The organism is Pantoea sp. App145, assembly GCF_047947045.1.
Taxonomy (GTDB): domain Bacteria; phylum Pseudomonadota; class Gammaproteobacteria; order Enterobacterales; family Enterobacteriaceae; genus Pantoea.
The window spans coordinates 2,752,636-2,775,376 of sequence record NZ_CP133290.1 but is presented as its reverse complement, the minus strand read 5'-3'; the positions used below and the strand labels follow the sequence as shown (position 1 = coordinate 2,775,376).

The 22,741-nt window shown below is 55.4% G+C and carries 19 protein-coding genes, 1 tRNA gene and 1 pseudogene; 14 read left to right on the top strand and 7 right to left on the bottom strand.

Annotation, left to right across the window (positions count from 1 at the left end; all coding sequences use genetic code 11):
- From RCF31_RS12640 to RCF31_RS12600, 9 genes and pseudogenes are all read left to right on the top strand, one after another.
- On the top strand, window positions 1-4,089 hold the full coding sequence (locus RCF31_RS12640; protein ID WP_416410792.1) for an RHS repeat-associated core domain-containing protein: 4,089 nt from the start codon (window positions 1-3) through the stop codon (window positions 4,087-4,089).
- On the top strand, window positions 4,090-4,413 hold the full coding sequence (locus RCF31_RS12635; protein ID WP_299455581.1) for a hypothetical protein: 324 nt from the start codon (window positions 4,090-4,092) through the stop codon (window positions 4,411-4,413).
- Between the two features lie 289 nt (window positions 4,414-4,702).
- Entirely contained in the window at window positions 4,703-5,041 is a 339-nt protein-coding gene (locus RCF31_RS12630; RefSeq protein ID WP_416410789.1) for a hypothetical protein, read from the top strand.
- Window positions 4,999-5,538: an Imm15 family immunity protein gene (locus RCF31_RS12625; RefSeq protein ID WP_416410787.1), complete on the top strand. Its 540-nt coding sequence runs from the start codon at window positions 4,999-5,001 to the stop codon at window positions 5,536-5,538. Before RCF31_RS12630 ends, RCF31_RS12625 begins: the two co-directional genes overlap by 43 nt.
- A gap of 184 nt (window positions 5,539-5,722) precedes the next feature.
- Complete coding sequence (locus tag RCF31_RS12620) at window positions 5,723-6,376, top strand: RHS repeat-associated core domain-containing protein (protein ID WP_416410785.1); 654 nt, start codon at window positions 5,723-5,725, stop codon at window positions 6,374-6,376.
- 10 nt (window positions 6,377-6,386) lie between these two features.
- Window positions 6,387-6,776 carry a hypothetical protein gene (locus RCF31_RS12615; RefSeq protein WP_299455575.1) on the top strand — a complete coding sequence of 130 codons (390 nt, stop codon included), beginning with the start codon at window positions 6,387-6,389 and terminating at the stop codon, window positions 6,774-6,776.
- Between the two features lie 55 nt (window positions 6,777-6,831).
- A pseudogene (locus tag RCF31_RS12610) lies at window positions 6,832-7,422 on the top strand (RHS repeat-associated core domain-containing protein); the annotation flags it as partial.
- A 12-nt stretch (window positions 7,423-7,434) separates the two neighbouring features.
- The gene (locus RCF31_RS12605) at window positions 7,435-7,647 is read left to right on the top strand and encodes a hypothetical protein (RefSeq protein ID WP_208713479.1); all 213 of its coding nucleotides are present in this window, start codon (window positions 7,435-7,437) and stop codon (window positions 7,645-7,647) included.
- 262 nt (window positions 7,648-7,909) lie between these two features.
- Window positions 7,910-8,305, top strand: coding sequence for a helix-turn-helix domain-containing protein (locus tag RCF31_RS12600; protein WP_299455569.1), 396 nt, complete (start codon window positions 7,910-7,912; stop codon window positions 8,303-8,305).
- Here the strand turns inward: RCF31_RS12600 and RCF31_RS12595 are convergent.
- From RCF31_RS12595 to xylF, 6 genes are all read right to left on the bottom strand, one after another.
- On the bottom strand, window positions 8,265-9,113 hold the full coding sequence (locus tag RCF31_RS12595) for an AraC family transcriptional regulator (RefSeq protein ID WP_416410782.1): 849 nt from the start codon (window positions 9,111-9,113) through the stop codon (window positions 8,265-8,267). The genes RCF31_RS12600 and RCF31_RS12595 overlap by 41 nt on opposite strands.
- 27 nt (window positions 9,114-9,140) lie before the next feature.
- Window positions 9,141-9,235: transfer RNA gene (locus RCF31_RS12590), tRNA-Sec, on the bottom strand.
- A 61-nt stretch (window positions 9,236-9,296) separates the two neighbouring features.
- Window positions 9,297-10,475 carry a D-xylose utilization transcriptional activator XylR gene (xylR, locus tag RCF31_RS12585; protein ID WP_299455565.1) on the bottom strand — a complete coding sequence of 393 codons (1,179 nt, stop codon included), beginning with the start codon at window positions 10,473-10,475 and terminating at the stop codon, window positions 9,297-9,299.
- A 93-nt stretch (window positions 10,476-10,568) separates the two neighbouring features.
- A complete protein-coding gene (gene xylH / locus RCF31_RS12580; protein WP_299455563.1) occupies window positions 10,569-11,750 on the bottom strand; it encodes a xylose ABC transporter permease XylH in 1,182 nt (393 codons plus the stop codon).
- The gene (locus tag RCF31_RS12575; protein WP_299455561.1) at window positions 11,743-13,269 is read right to left on the bottom strand and encodes a xylose ABC transporter ATP-binding protein; all 1,527 of its coding nucleotides are present in this window, start codon (window positions 13,267-13,269) and stop codon (window positions 11,743-11,745) included. The genes xylH and RCF31_RS12575 overlap by 8 nt, the downstream gene beginning before the upstream one ends.
- A gap of 20 nt (window positions 13,270-13,289) precedes the next feature.
- Window positions 13,290-14,282 (bottom strand): D-xylose ABC transporter substrate-binding protein, encoded by a 993-nt coding sequence (gene xylF, locus RCF31_RS12570; protein ID WP_416410778.1) that lies wholly within the window; start codon window positions 14,280-14,282, stop codon window positions 13,290-13,292.
- A 369-nt stretch (window positions 14,283-14,651) separates the two neighbouring features.
- On the opposite strand from xylF, the gene xylA reads away from it, so the two are divergent.
- From xylA to RCF31_RS12555, 3 genes are all read left to right on the top strand, one after another.
- Window positions 14,652-15,974 carry a xylose isomerase gene (gene xylA, locus RCF31_RS12565; protein WP_084871626.1) on the top strand — a complete coding sequence of 441 codons (1,323 nt, stop codon included), beginning with the start codon at window positions 14,652-14,654 and terminating at the stop codon, window positions 15,972-15,974.
- Window positions 15,975-15,991: 17 nt separating this feature from the next.
- Window positions 15,992-17,434, top strand: coding sequence for a xylulokinase (gene xylB, locus RCF31_RS12560; protein WP_416410776.1), 1,443 nt, complete (start codon window positions 15,992-15,994; stop codon window positions 17,432-17,434).
- 179 nt (window positions 17,435-17,613) lie between these two features.
- Window positions 17,614-18,546: a GlxA family transcriptional regulator gene (locus RCF31_RS12555; RefSeq protein WP_299455555.1), complete on the top strand. Its 933-nt coding sequence runs from the start codon at window positions 17,614-17,616 to the stop codon at window positions 18,544-18,546.
- Here RCF31_RS12555 and RCF31_RS12550 read toward each other — a convergent pair.
- A complete protein-coding gene (locus RCF31_RS12550) occupies window positions 18,531-19,526 on the bottom strand; it encodes an acyltransferase (protein WP_416410773.1) in 996 nt (331 codons plus the stop codon). The two genes, RCF31_RS12555 and RCF31_RS12550, sit on opposite strands and share 16 nt — an antisense overlap.
- Window positions 19,527-19,719: 193 nt before the next feature.
- Between RCF31_RS12550 and glyQ the strand changes: the two genes are divergently transcribed.
- Entirely contained in the window at window positions 19,720-20,631 is a 912-nt protein-coding gene (glyQ, locus tag RCF31_RS12545; RefSeq protein WP_084871630.1) for a glycine--tRNA ligase subunit alpha, read from the top strand.
- Window positions 20,632-20,640: 9 nt separating this feature from the next.
- Window positions 20,641-22,710, top strand: a complete 2,070-nt coding sequence (glyS, locus tag RCF31_RS12540; RefSeq protein WP_416410771.1) for a glycine--tRNA ligase subunit beta — start codon at window positions 20,641-20,643, stop codon at window positions 22,708-22,710.
- Window positions 22,711-22,741: the final 31 nt, after the last annotated feature.

Below are 22,741 nucleotides of genomic sequence, written 5' to 3'. Positions count from 1 at the left end.
ATGTTTGAAGCTGCACGCGTCGGGGACGACATCGGGCATTCTCATGCCCTTGCAGGCATGATTGGTGGCACGCTGATTGGCGGATTGATTGCGGCGGTCGGGGGGATTGCCTCGGGCGCACTAATGATTGCCGGGCTGGGCGCAGCCTGTCTCGGCGTGGGTGTTCTGCTGATCGGTGCCAGCGTGGCGGTTGGCTGGATCACGGGGGAACTGGCGACGGCAGCCCGCGATGGTATTGCCGAAGCCGGTGCCGCCAGCATGTCAAAAGAAGGCACCATCACCACCGGCTCGGCCGATGTTTTTATCAATGGTCAGCCTGCGGCGGTCGCCACTTACAGCGAAGTGGACTGTTCTGACGACGGTTCCGAGCAGATGGCGGAAGGATCGTCCAGCGTCTTTATCAACGGCATGCCCGCCGCGCGTCTCGGGGACCATACCACCTGCGATGCAAAGGTGATGACCGGTTCCGCCAATGTGTTTATCGGTGGTGCTGCACAGCAGACCCTGCCGATCGAACCTGAAGTCCCTGAATGGTTGTATAAATTCTCGGATCTGACGCTGCTGTTTGCCGGATTCGCCGGTGGCTGGGGCGGCCTGGCCGGCAAGACCGGTGCGCTGAGCAAATTACTGAGCAGGTTGCCGGGCATCAACAAACTTGCGCGTATTGCCTGCCGGGCCGGGATGCTGATGACCGGCGCCGCAGCGGCAGGGATTATTGCCCGCCCGGTGGATATCGTCAGCGGCCAGAAGTTTCTCAGCGGTGATGACGAGCTGGATTTTGTGCTGCCTTCCCGCCTGCCGGTGCGCTGGCAGCGCTACTGGCGCAGCGGTAATCCCGGCGACAGCGTGCTGGGCCGGGGCTGGAATCTGTTCTGGGAAACCCGGCTGCAGCATTATCAGGATGGCCTGGTATGGCGCGCGCCCTCCGGCGACTTCATTTCTTTTCCCCGGGTCCCTCGGGGCCATCGCACCTGGTGTGCCGATGAAAAACAGTGGCTGGAACATCACCAGGATGACAGCTGGTCACTCTATGACATCAGCGGCGAGCGCTGGCACTTCCCGGCGTTATCCGATGATGAATCTTCCCTGCCGCTGCGTCTGAGTGATCGCGGTGGCAATGACATTCTGTTCACCTGGAACGCCGATCGCACCCTGCATGCCTTAACGGACAGCGCGGGGCAAACCGTGGTTTGTCGTTATAACGCGGGCCGCCTGACGGGTGCCTGGCTGGATGACGAGGTGTGCCTGGTCAGTTACGCTTACGATGATCAGCACCAGCTTGTTTGCGTAACCGGCCGGGGCGGTAGCGTGCGCCGTCGTTTTCAATGGCGTGACGGGCTGATGATCGCCCATGAGGATGCCAACGGCCTGCTGAGTGAATATCGCTGGCAGGAGATTGACGGCCTGCCGCGTGTGGTCGCCTTTCGCCACAACGGCGGCGAACAGCTCGAATTCAGCTACGATTTTGCCGCAGGCACGCGGCGGGCGCTGCGTGACGATGGCGCGCAGGCGCACTGGCTGATTGATGACGACGACAATGTTGCCCGCTTCACCGATTTTGATGGTCGCCAGACCACCCTGATCTACGCAGACGGCGAGCTGAGTGATGTTATCCTGCCGGGTGGCGCAATGCGTCGCAGCAGCTGGGATAAATACGGCCGCATGACTTCAGAGACCGATCCGGCCGGACGCCGGACGGAATATCACTGGCATCGCCAGACCGATCTGATCACCCGTATCCAGCATCCCGACCAGACCAGCACACAAAGCCTTTACGATGCGGCCGGACGCCTGCTGTCGGAAACCGACGTCTCCGGCCATGCCACGGTTTATCACTACCCGGACGATGAAGAAACGCTGCCGGAAAGTGTGACCGATGCGACAGGCGGCGTGGTGCAACTGGCGTGGAATCGTCAGGGCTTGCTGACGCAGCGCACCGACTGCTCCGGCAGCGTCACCCGTTTCAGCTATGACCGTTTCGGCCAGCTTCTCCGCAGCGAAGACGCGGAAGGCAACGTGACGCAGCGCGAGTGGAACAACGCCGGGCAGCTGTGCACCCTGATTCATCCCGACGACACCCGTGAAACGCTGATATGGAACCCGCGCGGTCAGCTGAGCGGCTGGCGCGACACGCTGGACAGTGAAATCCGCTGGGCTTACAACCCTGCGGGTCTGCCCGTCAGCCAGACCGATCGGCTCGGACGTACCCGGCGCTGGCATTATGATCCGCGCGGCAACCTGCTGCGGCTGGAGAACGGCAACGGGGGTGAATACCGTTTTGACTATGACGCCGTCGGTCGTCCGCTGCGTGAAGTGCGCCCGGATGAAACCGAACGGCTGTGGCAGTGGGACGAGCGCGGCCTGCTCAGCGCCATGCGGGAAGACGGTATGCCCGGCCCGGATGGCGGACTGCCGCGTCGTATTCAGCAGTTTCGCTATGACGACAGCGGCCTGCTGACCGGACGCAGCCATTGCCATGCCGGATATCGTTACCGGCATGACCGTGCCGGTCAGCTGGTTAGCGTGACGCGTACGCCCACAGAGGAAGGGGCGGCGCTGGGTATTGAAGCGGATGAAATCCTTTTCCGGCGCGATGCGTCAGGCCGTCTGCTGAGTGAATCAGGCCGCAGCGGCACGCTGGATTATCAGTGGGATGAACTGAACAACCTCAGCGGGCTGACGCTGCCGGACGGGCAGCAGCTTAGCTGGCTGCATTACGGCTCCGGCCACGTCAGCGCCATCCGTTTTAACCGGCAGCTGGTGAGTGAATTTACCCGTGACCGGCTGCACCGGGAAACCCGGCGCAGCCAGGGGGCGCGCTGGCAGAGCCGGGAGTACGACAGCCTCGGTCGCCGCACCCGGCAGCAGAGCGCGGTGACAGACGGGGTGGCGCTGCCGGAAAAAGATATCCTGTCGCGCGCCTTCCGCTACTGCGCGCGGGGTGAGCTGGCGGGTATCCACGACACGCTGCGCGGCCAGGTGGACTACGGTTATGACGCCGAAGGCCGCCTGCTGAAACATTACGAAGCCCGGCAGGGCCACGCCAGCCGGCGGTTCCGCTACGATGCTGCCGACAACCTGGTGGATGAGGAGCAGGCTTCCGTCGCGGTGAGGGATAACCGTCTGCGGCAGTGGCAGCAGCTGTTTATGAAGTACGACGCGTGGGGCAACCTCATCCGTCGCCGCAGCGGCCAGTATGAGCAGCATTTTACTTACGACGCGGAAAACCGGCTGATAACCGCCGGTGGCAGCGGCCCGCAGGGCCGGTTTACCGCGCACTATCATTACGACGCGCTGGGCAGACGTACGCGCAAGGTGGTGAACAGCGGACAGGGTGAGCAGGAAACGTGCTTCCTGTGGCAGGGGTATCGCCTGTTACAGGAGCAGCAGGCGAACGGCAGCCGCCAGACCTATGTTTATGACCCGGCGGAGACCTGGAGCCCGCTGGCGCGCATTGACCATCGGCAGGATGCAGAACAGGGAGAGACAGTCTGGTTCAGCACGGACCTGAACGGCGCGCCGCTGGAAGTGACGGATGCAGAGGGTACGGTGCGCTGGAGCGGGCAGTATGGCAGCTTTGGCGAGGTGAGCAGACAGACGGAAGGGTTTTACCGTCTGCCGGGGAGCGCGTCGCTGCACCATCAGCCGCTGCGCTACGCCGGGCAGTACGCGGACCGGGAAACGGGACTGCATTATAATCTGTTCCGGTATTATGACCCGCAGGTGGGACGGTTTACGGTGCAGGACCCGGTGGGTCTGGCGGGGGGCTGGAATCTTTATCAGTATGCGCCGAATCCGCTGGGGTGGATGGATCCGCTCGGATTGAGCTTTATAGATATTATTGGAGATGCAGCTCAAAAGACTGGAAAGAAATATCAAGGGGCTGAAATTTTTAAAATTTCTTCCAAAGTAAAAATCGGGAATGTTACGTTTAAAAATGGAGACTATTTCTACATGGATAATATGCATAAGGATCATTATGAGACATTCTCTGCATTGGATAAGTCTAAGGGTGTCTTTAATTTGGATGGTTCTTATAATGAACGAAAATCTGCTAAAGCAACGAAAAGAAAGGGGCCGGGGTGTTAGATGAATATTCTTCTTAAAGAAGAGATACTTAAAAATAGAGACGATCTGATTGAAGGCACTTTTTGTTATTCATTGTTTGAAGATGCATTATTCGAACAGGCTTTATTGGATGATTTAATCTATGGCTGTGAATTATTTATAAAAGAAAATGGGCGTGAGGCAGAGATAAATGAATTTTTATCCTGGATGGTTAATTGTGTTGATCAATGCTTTTTATCACACAAAGATGAAAGCGATCTTTACAAAATTAAGAACTACTCATCAGAAATAGAAAGAAAATGGATAAATGTATGGAAACCAAAAATTAAAGAGATGAATAATTAGTTATTCTTCAAACTGTGTTTCGCCTGTCCTCCACCATGAAAGTTAACTAAAACATGAAAGTTAACTAAAAGTTCAGAGCCAGGTATTGGCAGGCTATGCGGTTATAATGGTGGAAGTGCAGGCAGGGAAGGTCACAGCGTGTCGAGCGTGCATAGGGCAAAACGTGCGTCGGGGACTACGAGTTAATGTGCAGCAGTATGCAGGCAAAAATGGCCATGAAAAAATAATTAAATTAGCAGGTTAACCACGCTAAAAAGTATGATGGCACCGGAATCGTCCCTATGACCCGGTGGGTCTGGCGGGGGGAGAAAATCTCTACGCTTATGCGCCGAATCCGTTCAGCTGGATCGATCCGCTGGGGTTAGCAAAATTTGTATGTTCAGGAACACCAAAGGATGCGCAAAAGAAAGTTAACAGAGGTCAGGGACCTAAAGATATCAAACGGATTGATGAGCCAGAACAAAGTGTGCCTGGGAATCAATGGCATGCCCATCAGATAAAGCCCGAAAAAGGTAAACACCCGGCATTAAATCAGGACGGCTCAACTCATGATGGCCCTCCGTCATTTACTAAGAAGACTTTAAAATGGCTTCAGGACCATGGCTGGAACGTGGAGGAATGGTTATGAGTATATTTGAAAAAGAAATGGAAAAACTCAAAAAAAAAGAAGGGCTTGATAACCTTTCTGTTTTTTTTGCTGATTATGAAACCTTTGAGGAAATACCATTATTTTCGAGATGGAAGAATATTTCGTTCTTATCAAAGTTAACGTTTAACGAAAAGAATAAGGTCTTGCTTGAGAGTTCTCTCAAGATGGTGGATTTTTGTCAGAAAGAAGCTGTTAAATATTTACGGGAAGACGAGTTAGATGATTACTTTATTTGTACAACATTAACGGGCTGGGATGACTATGATGAAATAAACTGTCTGAATGCTAATTTTTTTATTTCAAGAAAAAAAGACTGGCTGTTAACTCACTTGAATTTATCTAAAAATAATTCAATCGAGGAAAATCTTATTAGTGAGTATTTATTGTCCTTTTCCAGGCTGGATTTCGATGTCGTTTGCTCAAACGAATTCGAGCATAATAAAAGGGTTTTCGTAGTTAATAGACTACCAGTCTAAGTGGTCTGGCTATCTCACTTTCTGTGGCAGAGATGGTGTCTGCTACAGGAACGGCAGCCGCCAGACCTATGTTTATGACCCGGCGGAGACCTGGAGCCCGCTGGCGCGCATTGACCATCAGCAGGATGCAGAACAGGGAGAGACAGTCTGGTTCAGCACGGACCTGAACGGCGCGCCGCTGGAAGTGACGGATGCAGAGGGTACGGTGCGCTGGAGCGGGCAGTATGGCAGCTTTGGCGAGGTGAGCAGACAGACGGAAGGGTTTTACCGTCTGCCGGGGAGCGCGTCGCTGCACCATCAGCCGCTGCGCTACGCGGGCCAGTACGCGGACCGGGAAACGGGACTGCATTATAATTTGTTCCGGTATTATGACCCGCAGGTGGGACGGTTTACGGTGCAGGACCCGATAGGGCTGGCGGGAGGCTGGAATCTTTATCAGTATGCGCCGAATCCGTACAGTTGGATCGATCCGTTAGGTCTGAATGCATGTGGTCCAAATAAGAAGACTACATTTGAAGGGGTAAGCCGCCGTGATGCATTCAGGCAGGCTAAACGTGATGCAGGAATACCGAATAGCCAACATCCTGTAGATATATCTAAACCTGAATTGTTGGATGGGAATGGAAAAGTCATCATGGGAGAAAATGGCCAGGTTGTTAAAACAAGACAGTATGAATTTAACAATAATAATGGTGAACGCGTATTTATACAGGAGCATAGCTTGGGCCATTTCAAAGCAACTAAGGGGCATGGTTTAGAGCCACACTTCAACATTAGGCCATCTGATAACTTGAAAACCGGGGACTTCCCGGGTACACATGGCCATTATAATTTCTGAGTGAGGACTTATGAATATTTTAGATTTAGTTGAAAGCAATCCCTTTTTAAAATCCCTATACCCTAATGGAATTCTAGGTGACCTATTAATTGGTGATGTTACTTTTGGTTCTGGTGGTCATATAGGGTTGACAATACACACTAAGGAAAAACCATGTGTTGAAACAAAAAAATGGGGGGTGTGGGGAAAGGATTTCAACGTTGTCAGCATAAAGCTTAATGCATGTAACCCAGGTGATGTGGTTGTTTCTAATTGGTATTGTGCTGATTTTATGCCTGCGGTTATAGAAAAGGGTGAGGAATCCTTGTTTGTCTTTTCTCAGGAATCAGGAAGTTTTTCGTTTAAGTTACATGTTGAATTCTTTATTTTTCAGGGGTGTTCCGCTTATCTTATTAGTTAGTATAAATACCACCTATTGAGATTACATTTCATACTGCTATTGATTCATCCTTTGAAGACTTTTAAACGCCAGGCAGCAGGCGAACGGCAACCGGCAGACCTATGTTTATGACCCGGCAGAAACCTGGAGCCCGCTGGCGCGAATCGACCATCAGCAGGATGCAGAACAGGGAGAGACAGTCTGGTTCAGCACTGACCTGAACGGCGCGTCGCTGCGCCATCAGCCGCTGCGCTACGCCGGCCAGTACGCGGACCGGGAGACCGGACTGCATTATAATCTGTTCCGGTATTATGACCCGCAGGTGGGACGGTTTACGGTCCAGGACCCGGTGGGTCTGGCGGGAGGAGAAAATCTCTACGCGTATGCACCGAACCCGTTCAGCTGGATAGATCCGTCAGGTCTCAGCAGGTGCAAACCTTCATCGCCTGGTTCAATGCAAAAGGAAGTTGAGCGAGGGCAGGCTCCGAGGGAAATACAGCGTGTTGACAGGGGGCATATACTCGGCCAGGAAGCTCACGTTCATTATTCAGATGGAACATCCTCTAATATGAGCGGTGGTATTCACGATGCTCATCGTGGTATACCGAATCCAACTAAAAAAGCTCGTATATGGCTTAGTAGTCATGGATGGACGCCACCAGATTAAACACGAGGCACTATGAAAATTTATGGATATGAAAATGAAGACAGTGACTTAGTCAGTCTTCAGGAAATGTCATTGCAGGTAAGTGTTGATGAATTAAAGGAATTATCAAGATTTATCACACACACAATTAACCTGATGGAGGAGCATGGTGATAAATTTGGAGATGAACATTTTTCAGACTTTATAAAATCTACAAAACATCCAGATATTATTATTACCAGATGAAAAATAAGCCGGAAGTGATCTGAATGATCCTTCCGGCTTTTTATTCTAGCCGTCCGCCGTCCGCCGTCCGCCGTCAGGAGCAGGCCAGTCTCCATGAAGAGATACTCAGATCTATCACACAAACCCCCCACCACATCCCAAACTGGCGAGTTAGCGTTATTTATTGGCCTTACGCATAAACATAGCCATTTGCGGTTTTTTTATAATCCTCCTGACTGACCGGATTCAGGCCCGGTTTTGCCTGACAGCATCGGGAGGAAGTATGGATATTAACGTGACCTTCATGCATCAGTTGCTGATCTGGATTGAAGCGAATATCGAGCAAAAACTGATTCTGGAGACCGTTGCCCAGCGGGCGGGGTATTCGCAGTGGCACCTGCAACGTCTGTTTCGCCGTTATACCGGTCTGGCGCTGGGCGCTTATATTCGTGAGAGGAAGTTAACCGCCTCGGTGATTGAACTGCTCAGTGGCAACACACCGTTGATGCACATCGCTTTGCAGTTCGGTTTTGATTCGCAGCAAACCTATTGCCGCACGTTCCGCCGCATGTTCAATCTACCCCCCGGCGCGTTTCGCCGTAAATATCAGCACAGTCTGCCGCCTATGGACGGCCCGGCTAGTCTGCTGATGCTGCATTCGCACGGACAGCAGGCGTAGCAAAGTATTTGCCCGGTGTTGATCCAAAAGCGTTGCGGAACGCACTGATATAACTGCTGACATTTTCAAATCCGACCTGCCATGCCACCTGCTGCACACTCTTTCCGGCGGCGAGTTCCTGCAATGATTTCAGTAAACGCGCAACCTGACGATATTTTGCCAGGCTCATGCCTGTGGCGCTGGCCCAGTGACGGCTCAGGCTGCGCGGGCTGAGTCCGGCCCAGCGCGCCAGCTCCGGTCCGGTACGCGCGTCGGATGGGTCATCCATCAGCTGGCGGGCAATCTGCAACAAGCGAGGGTCCTCAGGAAGCGGTAAGGTGAGCGGCTGAACCGATGCCTGGTAGAGTTCATCAAGAAAGACCTCGCTTAGCCGGTTGTAACGATCGCTGCCCCACAGGTCCGGGGATAAGGTCGCCAGCCTTTCGGCCAGTGGCTCCAGCAGTGCCGGGCAGGCTAATAGCACCGGACTATCCGGTAAGGGTGAGGCCAGCGCCTCATCAATCAGCACCGTCCAGCCTGTCACGCGGCCCGGCCCGACGATGGCGTGTTCAAAGTGCGGCGGAATCCAGCCTACCAGCCGCGGCGGATTGGCGAAGATGCCAGAGGGCGTGTTGACCGTCATTAACCCCTGTTTCAGGCAGTAAAGCTGCCCGGCGGCATGCTGATGCGTGCGGCTTTCGCGATCCAGCTCTTTGGATAGTGACACGGCAATGACTTTGGGCGCATCCGGCTGCATCAACCGTTGGCGTAAATCGTCTTTGCGTGGGTCGCCAGCGAAGGGGATGTTATCGGCAGGGTTGAATAGCATGAGGTGTCCTGGGTGGAGAAGGTAAAGTGGCGGAAGATCACAGGAGTCGAACCTGCCCGGGACCGCTGGCGGCCCCAACCGGATTTGAAATCCGGCCGCCTCACCGGAGACGACGATCTTCCTTTACCGTAGCCGCAGAATTATAGCGGCAAACGGGGCAACGTTGTTGATCTTAGCCGTGCGTCACAGCACGTTTTCACCGTTATGTTGCCGGTACTCCTTCGGCGTCGTGGCATAACTTTTCTTAAATACCGAGTAGAAATATTGCAGCGAAGGGTAGCCGCACATCTGTGAGATTTCATTGATGCTGAGGGAGGAACTGGCTAGCAGCTCGCGCGCCTTCTCCAGTTTTTCGCGGTGAATCATGGCATGAATGGTATCGCCCGTTTCATCGCGGAAGCGTTTTTCCAGATTGGAACGTGAAATGCCGATGGCATCCAGCACCTGTTCCACCTTGATACCTTTACAGGCGTTAAAGCGGATGTAATGCATCGCCTGAATCACTGCCGGGTCACGTAACGAACGAAAATCGGTAGAACGGCGGGCAATCACTTTTACCGGCGGCACCAGGATACGTTGTAGCGGTAGCGACTGTTTATCCAGCAAGCGATGCAGCAGCTTGGCGGCCTGATAACCCATCTGACGTGTGCCCTGTGCGACGGAAGAAAGCGCCACGCGCGACAGGTAACGGGTGAGTTCTTCATTGTCGATGCCGATAACCGTGAGTTTCTCTGGCACTGGAATCTTCAGATGCTCACATGCCTGCAACAGATGGCGCGCGCGTGCATCGGTGACGGCGATAATGCCGGTCTGCTGCGGCAGCGTTTGCAGCCAGTCCGCCAGGCGGTTCTGCGCGTGTTGCCAGTTTTCTGGGGCCGTTTCCATCCCCTGATATACCACCCCTTGATAACGCTCCCGTGCCACCAACTGGCGGAAGGCATGTTCACGCTCCTGCGCCCAGCGTTTACCGCTGGCGGCGGGCAGGCCGTAAAAAGCGAAGCGGTTAATACCTTTTTCTTTCAGATGCAAAAAGGCACTCTCCACCAGCGCGGCGTTATCGGTGGCGATGTAATGCACCGGTGGGTAGTCCTGTTGCTGATGATAGGAGCCACCCACGCCGACAATCGGCACAGACACATTCGCCAGCAGCTTTTCAATTGAGCTGTCGTCGTAATCGGCGATCACCCCGTCGCCCAGCCACTCACGAATGTTATCGATGCGGCAGCGAAAATCCTCTTCAATGAAGATGTCCCAGTCGGTTTGCGACGCCTGTAAATATTCACCTACGCCTTCAACAACCTGGCGGTCATAGACCTTATTGGCGTTGAACAGCAACGTAATGCGATAGCGTTTTTCATGCATAGTGGCGTGTTCCCTTAAACCCTCAGCGCATTGCATAACACGGCTGGCCGGGGAGCAGAAAGAATTTGCGCCACATTGTGATCGCTCACGCGATTACACCCGACGCCGGGTAGCGGTATCCATCCACACTGCCAGCAGCAGAATCGCGCCTTTGACGATGTACTGCCAGAAGGTCGGTACGTCCATCATGCTCATGCCGTTATCCAGCGATGCCATGATAAATGCCCCCATCACCGCACCCGCGACAGACCCGACACCTCCCGCCAGGCTGGTACCGCCGATGACACAGGCGGCGATGGCATCCAGCTCCGCAATGTTACCCGCAGAGGGAGAACCCGCGCCCAGTCGCGAACTCAGGATCAAACCGGCAATCGCCACCATCACACCATTGATAGCAAACACCGCCAGCTTGGTACGTGCCACGTTGATCCCGGAAAGCCGGGCGGCATCCAGGTTGCCGCCAATGGCGTAAATACGGCGGCCAAAGGCGGTGCGCGTTGCCATAAACATGCCACCCAGCAACAGTAACGCCAGCAGCAGCACCGGGGTCGGTACGCCACGATAATCATTCAGCAGCCATATTGCCCCCAGCACCAGAACGGCGGTGATTGCCTGACGTGCAACGGCACCACTCGCGGCGGGTTGTGACAAGCCCAGACGCTGACGGCGCAGGCGCAAACGCCACTGCCAGAGGATAAACAGTGCCAGACCGGCAAAGCCGAAACCAAATCCGACCCCGCCAGGCAGGTAGCTTTGCCCAATCTGCGACATCGCCGGGCTGGTGGGCGCAACGGTGGTGCCGTCGGTGATCCCCACCAGGATGCCACGAAACGCCAGCATGCCCGCCAGGGTAACGATAAAAGAGGGAACTTTACGATAGGCGACCCACCAGCCATTCCAGGTGCCGAGCAACAGCCCCATCACCAGGGTAACCACGATGGTGAGCGGCAGCGGCCAGCCGAGCCAGACATCAAAAATCGCCGCCGCACCGCCGAGCAGGCCCATCATCGAACCGACCGAGAGATCGATCTCTGCCGAAATAATGACAAACACCATTCCCACCGCAAGGATGCCGGTGATGGCAGTCTGGCGCAGCAGGTTGGAGACGTTACGCGGACTGAGCCAGGCACCGTCGGTGGTCCAGGTGAAGAACAGCGCAATCAACACGATGGCACCCAGCATCACCAGCACCTGCAAATTCGGCAGCGGGAATTTGCCCGGAGCGCTTTTACCCGGCGTGGTAAGGCCGCGTTCTGTACTTTCGGTCTTAAGCATAGTGTTCACTCCGCAGGGCGGCTTCCATCACCTGCTCCTGAGTCAGGTTGTCGTTAATCAGATCGGCTTTGATTTGTCCTTCGTGCATCACCAAAACCCGATCGCTCAGGCCCAGCACTTCGGGCAGCTCGGACGAAATGACAATGACGGCAATCCCTTGCTGCACCAGCGCATTGATCAGCAGATAGATCTCCTGACGTGCGCCGACATCGATGCCGCGTGTTGGCTCATCGAGAATCAGAATCTGTGGATTCAGCAGCAGGCATTTGGCGAGAATCGCTTTCTGCTGGTTACCGCCACTCAGGCGGCCAATCGGCAATTCGGGAGAGGAGGTTTTCACACGCAGACGGACAATGGCATCGTTGATCGCCTGTTGTTCCAGCGCCTCATCCAGTGTGGAAAGCCGCTGGCTGAACTGGTCCAATGCCGCCAGGGTGATGTTTTTGCCCACCCCCATCAGCGGCACAATGCCGTCCTTTTTACGATCTTCCGGCACCATGGCGATGCCATGCGCAATGGCGTCCCGGCAGTCACGGATGTGTACTTTTTTGCCGTTGAGGGTGATGTCGCCCTGCCAGCGACCGGGCCAGACGCCAAACAGGCACTGGACGGTTTCGGTGCGCCCAGCCCCCACCAGCCCGGCGATACCCAGAATTTCACCGCGCTTCAGGCTGAAAGAGACGTTATTCACCCGGCGGATATGGCGATTGACGGGATGCCAGGCGGTCAGATTCTCCACCTGCAAAAGGGTCTCGCCGATATCATGCGGCGTGTGGGGATAGAGCGCGGTCAGCTCGCGTCCCACCATCATGGTGATGATGTCATCCTCACTCAGGCCAGCCGCCGCACGCGTGGCGATATGCTGTCCATCGCGGATCACACAGATGGTGTCCGAAATTGCTTTGACCTCGTTGAGTTTGTGCGAGATATAGATGCAGGCGATACCATGCTCGCGCAGGTTTTTGATGATGCTGAGCAGCACCTCGGTTTCCTGCTCGGTCAGGGAGGAGGTGGGTTCATCGAGGATCAGCAGGCGCACCTGTTTATTCAGGGCGCGGGCAATCTCCACCAGCTGTTGCTGGCCCAAACCCAGCTCACCCACGCGCGTGTCGGGCGAAACATTCAGTTTGACCCGCTCCAGCAGCTGCTGGCAGCGCAGGGTCATGGTTTCGTCATCCACCATGCCGTAGCGCCCCAGTTCAGCACCAAGGAAAATGTTTTCCATCACCGTCAACTGACGCACCAGCGCCAGCTCCTGATGGATAATCACAATCCCTTTGCGTTCGGTATCGCGGATAGTCTGTGCCTGGATTTCATCGCCAGCAAAATGGATACTGCCGTCAAAGTCCCCGTGCGGGTAAAGCCCGCACAGGATCTTCATCAGTGTCGATTTTCCCGAGCCGTTTTCGCCGCACAGCGACATCACTTCACCCGCTTCCAGCCGCAGGCTAACGTCATCCACCGCTTTCACCGCGCCGAAGCGCTTAGTGATATGGTTCATTTCCAGCAACATCGACATCTCTCCTTCGCGGGCTGCGCTTAGAGTTCGCTCTGCTTATGGAAGCCGTCTTTGATTACGGTGCTTTCGATATTGCTTTTGTTGACCGGAATTGGCGTCAGCAAGCGTGACGGCACATCTTTCAGGCCATTATTGAGTTTGCCGTTGCTGGCCGGGGTCTGACCGTTGCCGAGTTCAACCGCGATTTTGGCGGCTTCGGTGGCAAGCTGGGTGATGGGTTTATATACCGTCATGGTTTGTGTGCCATTCATGATGCGTTTGATGGCGGCCAGGTCGGCATCCTGTCCGGAGATCGCCACTTTACCTGCCAGGCCCTGCGCGCTCAGCGCCTGAATGGCACCGCCTGCGGTAGCATCGTTTGAGGCCACGACCGCATCAATATGGTTGCTGTTGGCGGTAAGGGCGTTTTCCATAATTTTCAACGCATTTTCTGGCAGCCAGGCATCAACCCACTGATCGCCCACCACTTTGATACTGCCGTTATCAATATAGGGTTTTAACACCTTCATTTGTCCGGCGCGGAACAGGCGCGCGTTATTATCAACCGGTGAGCCACCCATCAGAAAATAATTCCCTTTTGGCACCTGCTGCACAATACTTTCGGCCTGAAGTTCGCCCACTTTTTCATTATCAAAAGAGATATAAAAATCAATGTCGGCGTTATTTATCATGCGGTCATAGGCCAGAACCTTAATGCCTTCACGCTTCGCTTCCGCTACCACGTTACTTAATACCTGGCCGTTATAAGGGATGATCACCAATACATCGACGCCGCGGTTGATCATATTTTCAATTTGCGACATCTGGGTTTCTTCGTTGCCGTTGGCGGACTGGACAAATACGGTCGCTCCCAACGTTTCCGCCTGTTTCACGAATATATCACGGTCTTTCTGCCAGCGTTCCAGACGTAAGTCATCAATCGCCATACCGATTTTCACTTCTTTCGCTACGCCAGCGTGGCTTATCAGGGCCAGCGCCGCGCAGACGGCTAACAACGTTTTTTTCATGTTCATGGTGTTCATCCTGTAGGGGTGGAGGCTGTTTTCGTTGTTTAAGGTTTGAGGCTATGAACAGGGCGGTTGAATTGTTGACCTGAGATTCCGGCAACATCAATTACTGATTTTTATCCAGCTATTACGTTTTTTGGTTTATTTGCGATTTTTTGAGCGCGATCGATATTTGGCGGTTTTCAGAGGAATGGATTGCAAGGCAGCTGCGAGAAGGCGTGCAATGAAAATAACGACATTATTTTGCGAGCTGACGCACAAATAATAATTATCTTAAGTTAAGAGTGAAATATCGTAATTGAGAAGCGGCATAACGCATTACCACAATAATGACTCAAAGCTGACCACTCGGGTCCTCATGCTAAGGAGCAAAAAATGCACGCCTATTTCGACCAGCTTGATCGCGTTCGTTATGAGGGAGCCGCTACCCGCAATCCTCTGGCGTTTCGTCATTACAATCCTGATGAAGTGATTCTTGGTAAAACCATGGCGGAGCATCTGCGTTTTGCCGCCTGCTACTGGCATACCTTCTGCTGGAACGGCGCAGATATGTTTGGTGTCGGTGCCTTTGATCGCCCCTGGCAGAAGAATGGTGATGCACTCGAACTGGCGAAACAGAAGGCCGACGTGGCTTTTGAGTTCTTCCATAAGCTCAACGTACCTTATTACTGCTTCCACGATGTCGATGTCTCGCCGGAAGGCGACTCGCTGAAAAGCTATCGCGAAAACTTTGCGGTGATGACCGATAAACTGCTGGAAAAACAGCAGGAAACCGGCGTGAAACTGTTGTGGGGCACCGCCAACTGCTTCACCCATCCACGCTACGGCGCAGGCGCAGCCACCAGTCCGGATCCGGAAATTTTTGCCTGGGCCGCCAGCCAGGTGTGCAGCGCCATGCAGGCGACGCAAACCCTCGGCGGTGAAAACTATGTGCTGTGGGGCGGCCGCGAAGGTTATGAAACCCTGCTGAATACCGACCTGCGCCAGGAACGTGAGCAGATTGGCCGCTTTATGCAGATGGTGGTGGACCATAAACATAAAATCGGTTTCCAGGGCATGTTGCTGATCGAGCCGAAACCGCAGGAACCGACCAAACACCAATATGACTACGATGTGGCGACGGTATATGGCTTCCTGAAGCAGTTCGGGCTGGAGAAAGAGATTAAAGTTAACGTGGAAGCTAACCACGCCACGCTGGCGGGCCACTCCTTCCACCATGAAATTGCCACTGCCATTGCGCTGGGGATTTTCGGTTCGGTGGATGCCAACCGTGGCGATATCCAGTGCGGCTGGGACACCGACCAGTTCCCGATCAGCGTGGAAGAGAATGCGCTGGTGATGTACGAAATCATCAAAGCGGGCGGATTCACCACTGGCGGCTTAAACTTTGATGCCAAAGTTCGGCGTCAGAGCACCGATAAATATGACCTGTTCTACGGCCATATTGGCGCAATGGATACCATGGCGCTGGCGCTGAAAGTGGCGGCGCGGATGGTAGCGGATGGCGAGCTGGATAAGCGTGTCGCACAGCGCTACAGCGGCTGGAACGGGGAGTTTGGTCAGCAGATCCTCAAAGGGGAATTTTCCCTCGCCTCGCTGGCGGAACATGCCGGGCAGCAGCAATTTAATCCGCAGCATCGCAGCGGACGCCAGGAGCAGCTGGAAAACCTGGTGAATCACTACCTTTTTGATTTTTAACCCTTCGGGAGAGCAGCATGGTTATCGGGATCGATTTAGGCACCTCCGGCGTTAAAGTGGCATTGCTGGATGCGCTGGGGCAGGTGGTTGCTGTGACAAGCGCACCATTGCAGGTGTCGCGCCCGCATCCGCTATGGAGCGAGCAGGATCCCGAAAGCTGGTGGCTCGCCACGGACCAGGCAATGCAGGCACTGGCGCAACAGCACGATTTAAGCGGCGTGCAGGCGATTGGGCTGAGTGGCCAGATGCACGGTGCCACCTTGCTGGATGCCCGGTTTCGGGTACTGCGTCCGGCGATTCTCTGGAACGACGGGCGCAGCGCTGAGCAGTGCCGCCAGCTGGAGCAGCAGGTGCCGGATGCACGTACCATCACCGGCAACCTCATGATGCCTGGCTTTACTGCACCCAAGCTGCTGTGGGTGCAGCAACATGAACCTGAGATTTTTGCGCAGATCGCTAAGGTCTTACTTCCCAAGGATTATCTGCGCTGGCGATTAAGCGGTGATTTTGCCACGGATATGTCGGATGCGGCCGGGACCCTGTGGCTCGATGTAGCGAAACGCGACTGGAGCGATAAGTTACTCACCGCCTGCGGGCTGGATCGTCGCCAGATGCCACAGCTGTTTGAAGGCAACCAGGTGACCGGTACATTGCAGCCAGAGATTGCCCAACGCTGGGGAATGCAGCCGGTGCCGCTGGTAGCAGGTGGCGGTGATAACGCAGCGGGAGCGGTGGGCGTCGGTATGGTAGAGCCGGGGCAGGGTATGTTGTCGCTCGGCACTTCGGGCGTCTATTTCCTGGTGAGCGATGGCTATCTCAGCAATCCACAGCGGGCGGTACACAGCTTTTGTCATGCGCTACCGCAGCGCTGGCATTTGATGTCCGTGATCCTCAGTGCAGCCTCCTGTCTGGACTGGGCGGCAAAACTCACTGGCTGTGAGGATGTGCCGCAACTACTGTCTGAAGCCGAACAGGCGCGCAGCGATGTTTCACCAGTATGGTTCCTGCCTTATCTTTCCGGCGAGCGGACACCGCATAACAACCCGCAGGCGCAGGGGGCATTTTTTGGCCTGACGCATCAGCACGGCAGGCCGGAACTGGCGCGTGCGGTGCTGGAAGGAGTGGGATTTGCCCTGGCGGAAGGAATGGATGCGGTACATGAATGTGGCGTGCAACCACAAACGGTGATGCTGATTGGTGGCGGCGCGCGTAGCGCTTACTGGCGGCAGATGCTGGCAGATATCAGCGGCCTGACGCTGGATTATTGCCACGGCGGCGAAGTGGGACCTGCGCTGGGTGCGGCACGGCTGGCGCAGCTGGCGGTTGCTCCCGATAGCGCGTTGCCAATGCCGGAGCTGGCGCAACGTCATCAACCGGATGCGGCCAGACATCGGGCCTATCAATCGCAGCGTGAAGTCTTTGCCCGCCTGTATCAGCAACTGCAACCGCTGATGTCCTGATAAGTCAGATTAATGGCCGGAATTGGCATGGGTCAGGCGATAAAGTCAGGTAAGATAGACCCTGGCGTAGCGGTGCGATTTATCGCGCATGTCTTTGGCAGCAAGTGCCCAGCCCGAAAAGACGCGCGATAAATCGCGCCGTTACGGTTTGATGCGAGATCTACCACCGGAGTCTGGCCATGCCGCAACCTGTGTTCTTCCTGACTCTGCCTGGGGTGATGGTGCTCGATCTCACCGGTCCGGCAGAAACTTTCCAGCTGGCTGGCGGCCACTTCGTGCTGCACTATATCGGGCCGCAGACCCGCGTCACCTGTTCCACCCAAATGACCATCAGCGACATCGCGCCGCTGCCCGATCGCTTGCCTGCCGACAGCCTGCTGGTGGTGCCTGGCGTGCACGATTCACGTACCTGCTACGACACCCCCGCCGCCGCCATTGCGCGTGACTGGTTGCGTCAGCAACAGGCCGATATTCAGGCTCAGCGTATCACCCTGGTGTGCGTCTGTTCCGGTTCGCTGCTGGCAGCACAAGCTGGATTGCTGGATGGCGTGCAGTGCACCACGCATCATGACGTGTTGCCCCGTTTACAGGCGGCGGCCCCGGCTGCGCTGGTAAAAGAAAACCGGGTGTTTATTGAAGATGGCGGCATCTGGAGCAGCGCCGGGATTACCGCCGGTATCGACCTCTCACTCCACTTGATTAACCGGCTATGTGGCGCGCGTCAGGCGCTGGCGGTGGCGCGTGAGATGGTGGTGTGGTTCCGGCGTTCTGGTGATGACCCGCAACTCTCGCCGTGGCTGCGCTATCGTAACCATCTGCACCCGGCGATTCACCGCGCGCAGGATGTGATGATTGCCCACCCGGAGTATGACTGGTCGCTGCCTGCGCTGGCGGAGCGGGCCCATGTCAGCGAGCGGCATCTGACGCGTCTGTTCCGCCAGCATCTGGGTATTAGCGTGCGCGAATACCACGAACAGCTGCGGCTGGTGATTGCCCGTCAGCGTCAGCAGCAGGGCGAAGCCGCAGAAAAAGCCGCGCTGGCCGCGGGTTTCTCCTCTGCACGTCAGCTGCGTCGGGCGCTGCAACGCTGGGACGATCAGCTCACCAGATGATGTTTATCGATCCGCTTCAACAATATCGCCAGCAGCAAACTGCCGATTAGCGTCACGCCAAACACCCACGGCAGGTCAAGCCATGGATTTGCCATATCATCGTAATGGTGGGTTCGCAGAAAATGGATGAACAACGCATGAAAGCCATAAATGGGCAGAGAGTAGCGTGCAATGGTCCCCATTAGCGGTAACGTGCGGCGATTCAGGGTGTTTTTGCAAAATACCAGCAGGCTGATCGCTGCAATAAATACCAGCGGTCCGCAGTAGAGATACCAGGTATCGTTGAACGCGCCGTTTATCAGCAGCATCTGTTTGGTGCCGAGAGTGATGCCAATGACGCAGGCGATAAAACCCAGTGCCGCCAGTGGAGTGGCGCCCGGTTTTTCCGTATCCATACAACCAATGGCCCGCCCCAGCAGTGCATACAGCAGGTAATAAATGCTGTCACCGCTGACATACAAATTCACCGGCAGCCAGTGAAACGGCCCTACCGACTGGCTGATTGTGTTGGGATTCGCCAGCACCGCCAACACCGCGACTAACAACGCCACGTAGCGCGGCTGCACGGTTTTCACCTGTATCAGCGGAGAAAGCAGGTAGATACCGATAATCGCAAAGAAAAACCACAGGTGATAGAACACCGGTTTTTGTAGCAGCTTCAGTAGCGAGCGACCTTCGCTAATCGGCGTCAGCCAGGTGATATAGGCCAGCGCCACCGCGCTGTAGAACAGCAGGCACAGCACGATGCGTAGCATATGCCGCCCCTGGGCACTGCGTTCACCAAAGAACAGATAACCTGAAATCATAAAGAACAGTGGCACGCAGACGCGTGATGCTGAATTGAGCACGTTAGCCACATCCCAACTGATGCCTGTTACCGCCAGCGGCCCGGTGATGTACCAGGTGGTGGTATGAATGACGATCACCATCAGGCAGGCGATGGCACGTAAGTTGTCGATCCAATTGATTTTTTGCGGCATGGCTTCCCCGAGCACAGAACGTCCATGCCCGGAAGGGTAGTCAGCGACAGGCGCGCCAACAACCTTTGGGCCTGAAATTCAGAGCCATCTGGCCACTGGTACCGCCGTCAGGATTTCCGGCTGCACAATGCGCGGTCAAAGGGTATACTGTCGCACTCTTTTTTAATCCACCCGTATCGCGTGCGAATTCAACATGCAAAAGTTTGATACCAAGACCTTTCAGGGCCTGATCCTGACCTTGCAGGATTACTGGGCGCGTCAGGGCTGCACCATTGTCCAACCGCTGGACATGGAAGTGGGCGCTGGCACCTCTCACCCGATGACTTGCCTGCGTGCATTGGGCCCGGAGCCGATTGCCGCCGCTTATGTGCAGCCATCCCGCCGTCCTACCGATGGACGCTACGGTGAAAACCCGAACCGTTTACAGCACTACTATCAGTTCCAGGTGATCATCAAGCCTTCGCCGGACAACATTCAGGAGCTGTACCTTGGGTCGCTGAAAGAGCTGGGTATTGATCCGACGGTGCACGACATTCGCTTCGTTGAAGATAACTGGGAAAACCCGACGCTGGGTGCCTGGGGTCTCGGCTGGGAAGTGTGGCTCAACGGCATGGAAGTGACGCAGTTTACTTACTTTCAGCAGGTGGGCGGCCTCGAGTGTAAGCCGGTGACCGGTGAGATCACTTACGGTCTGGAGCGTCTGGCGATGTATATCCAGAGCGTGGACAGCGTCTACGATCTGACCTGGAGCGACGGCCCGCTGGGCAAAACCACTTACGGTGATGTATTCCATCAGAACGAAGTGGAACAGTCGACCTACAACTTCGAATACGCCGATGTGGATTTTCTCTTCACCTGCTTCGAGCAGTACGAGAAAGAAGCGCAGCACCTGCTGGCGCTGGAAAAACCGCTGCCGCTGCCTGCGTATGAGCGCATCCTGAAAGCCGCGCACAGCTTTAACCTGCTGGACGCGCGTAAGGCGATCTCGGTGACCGAACGTCAGCGTTACATTCTGCGCATCCGTACCCTGACCAAAGCCGTGGCTGAAGCCTACTACGCCTCGCGCGAGGCGATGGGCTTCCCGATGTGCAATAACAACAAGTAAGAGGCAGCCATGACCGATAAAACTTTCCTGGTGGAAATTGGCACCGAAGAGTTGCCTCCGAAAGCGCTGCGCAGCCTGGCGGAATCCTTTGCTGCGCATGTGACTGCTGAACTGGATGCTGCTGGCCTGGCGCACGGTGAAGTCAGCTGGTTTGCGGCTCCGCGTCGTCTGGCACTGAAAGTAGCCCAGCTGGCGGCGGCACAACCGGATCGCGAAGTTGAAAAACGTGGCCCAGCGATTGCGGCGGCTTTTGATGCTGACGGCAATGCCACCAAAGCGGCAGAAGGCTGGGCACGCGGCAACGGTATCACCGTCGATCAGGCGGAACGTCTTAACACCGATAAAGGCGAATGGCTGGTGTATCGCGCCCAGGTGAAAGGCGAAAGCGCTCAGGCGCTGCTGCCTGCCATGGTAGCGACCGCACTGAGCAAGCTGCCGATCCCGAAACTGATGCGCTGGGGTGCCAGCGACGTGCAATTTGTGCGTCCGGTACACACCGTGACACTGCTGCTGGGTGCGGAGCTGATTCCGGCTACCATCCTTGGCATTCAGTCTGACCGCGTGATCCGTGGGCATCGTTTTATGGGCGAGCCGGAAATCACCCTCGACAATGCCGATCAATACCCGCAGCTGCTGCTGGAACGTGGCAAGGTGATGGCGGACTACGAAGCGCGTAAAGCACAGATCAAAGCGGATGCCGAAAAAGCGGCGCTGTTGCTGGGTGGCAATGCTGACCTGAGCGATAGCCTGCTGGAAGAAGTCACCTCGCTGGTGGAATGGCCGGTAGTGCTGACCGCCACCTTCGAAGAGAAATTCCTCGCGGTTCCGGCTGAAGCGCTGGTGTATACCATGAAAGGTGACCAGAAATACTTCCCGGTTTACGCTGACGACGGCAAACTGCTGCCGAACTTTATCTTTGTTGCCAACATTGAATCCAGCGATCCGCAGCAGATCATCTCCGGTAACGAGAAGGTGGTCCGTCCGCGTCTGGCTGATGCTGAATTCTTCTTTAACACCGACCGTAAAAAGCGTCTGGAAGATCATCTGCCGCGTCTGGAAACGGTGCTGTTCCAGAAAGAGTTGGGTACGTTGCGTGATAAAACCGACCGCATTCAGGCGCTGGCTGGCTGGATCGCCGCGCAGATCGGTGCCGATGTGAACCATGCAACCCGTGCTGGCCTGCTGTCCAAATGCGACCTGATGACCAACATGGTGTTTGAATTTACCGACACCCAGGGTGTGATGGGCATGCACTACGCGCGACATGATGGCGAAGCGGAAGATGTGGCCGTGGCGCTGAACGAGCAGTATCAGCCGCGTTTTGCCGGTGATGATCTGCCGTCTAACCCGGTTGCCTGCGCCGTGGCGATTGCCGACAAAATGGATACCCTCGCGGGCATCTTCGGGATTGGTCAGCATCCGAAAGGCGATAAAGACCCGTTCGCGCTGCGCCGTGCTGCGCTGGGCGTGCTGCGTATTATCGTCGAGAAGAACCTGCCGCTCGATCTGCAAACCCTGACGGAAGAAGCGGTGCGCCTCTACGGCAGCAAACTGAGCAATGCTAAGGTCGTGGATGATGTGATCGACTTTATGCTGGGCCGTTTCCGTACCTGGTATCAGGAAGAAGGCCATAGCGTAGACACCATTCAGGCGGTACTGGCTCGTCGCCCGACCCGTCCGGCAGATTTCGATGCGCGTATGAAAGCGGTTTCGCACTTCCGTACTCTGGAAGCGGCGGCAACGCTGGCGGCTGCCAACAAGCGTGTTTCTAACATCCTGGCGAAATCAACCGAAACGCTGAACGACAGCGTGCAGGCTTCGTTGCTGAAAGAGAACGAAGAGATCAAGCTGGCGACCTTCGTCACGGCGCTCAGCAGTAAACTGCAACCGTACTTCGCAGAAGGCCGCTATCAGGATGCGTTGATCGAGCTGGCGCAGCTGCGCGAAGCGGTCGATAACTTCTTCGATAAAGTGATGGTGAACGCGGATGATCAGGCAGTGCGGATTAACCGTCTGACACTGCTGGCCCAGCTGCGCGAGCTGTTCCTGCAAGTAGCGGATATTTCGCTGTTGCAGTAAGGCGCACCAGTCGGTAATTGAAAGGGACGAG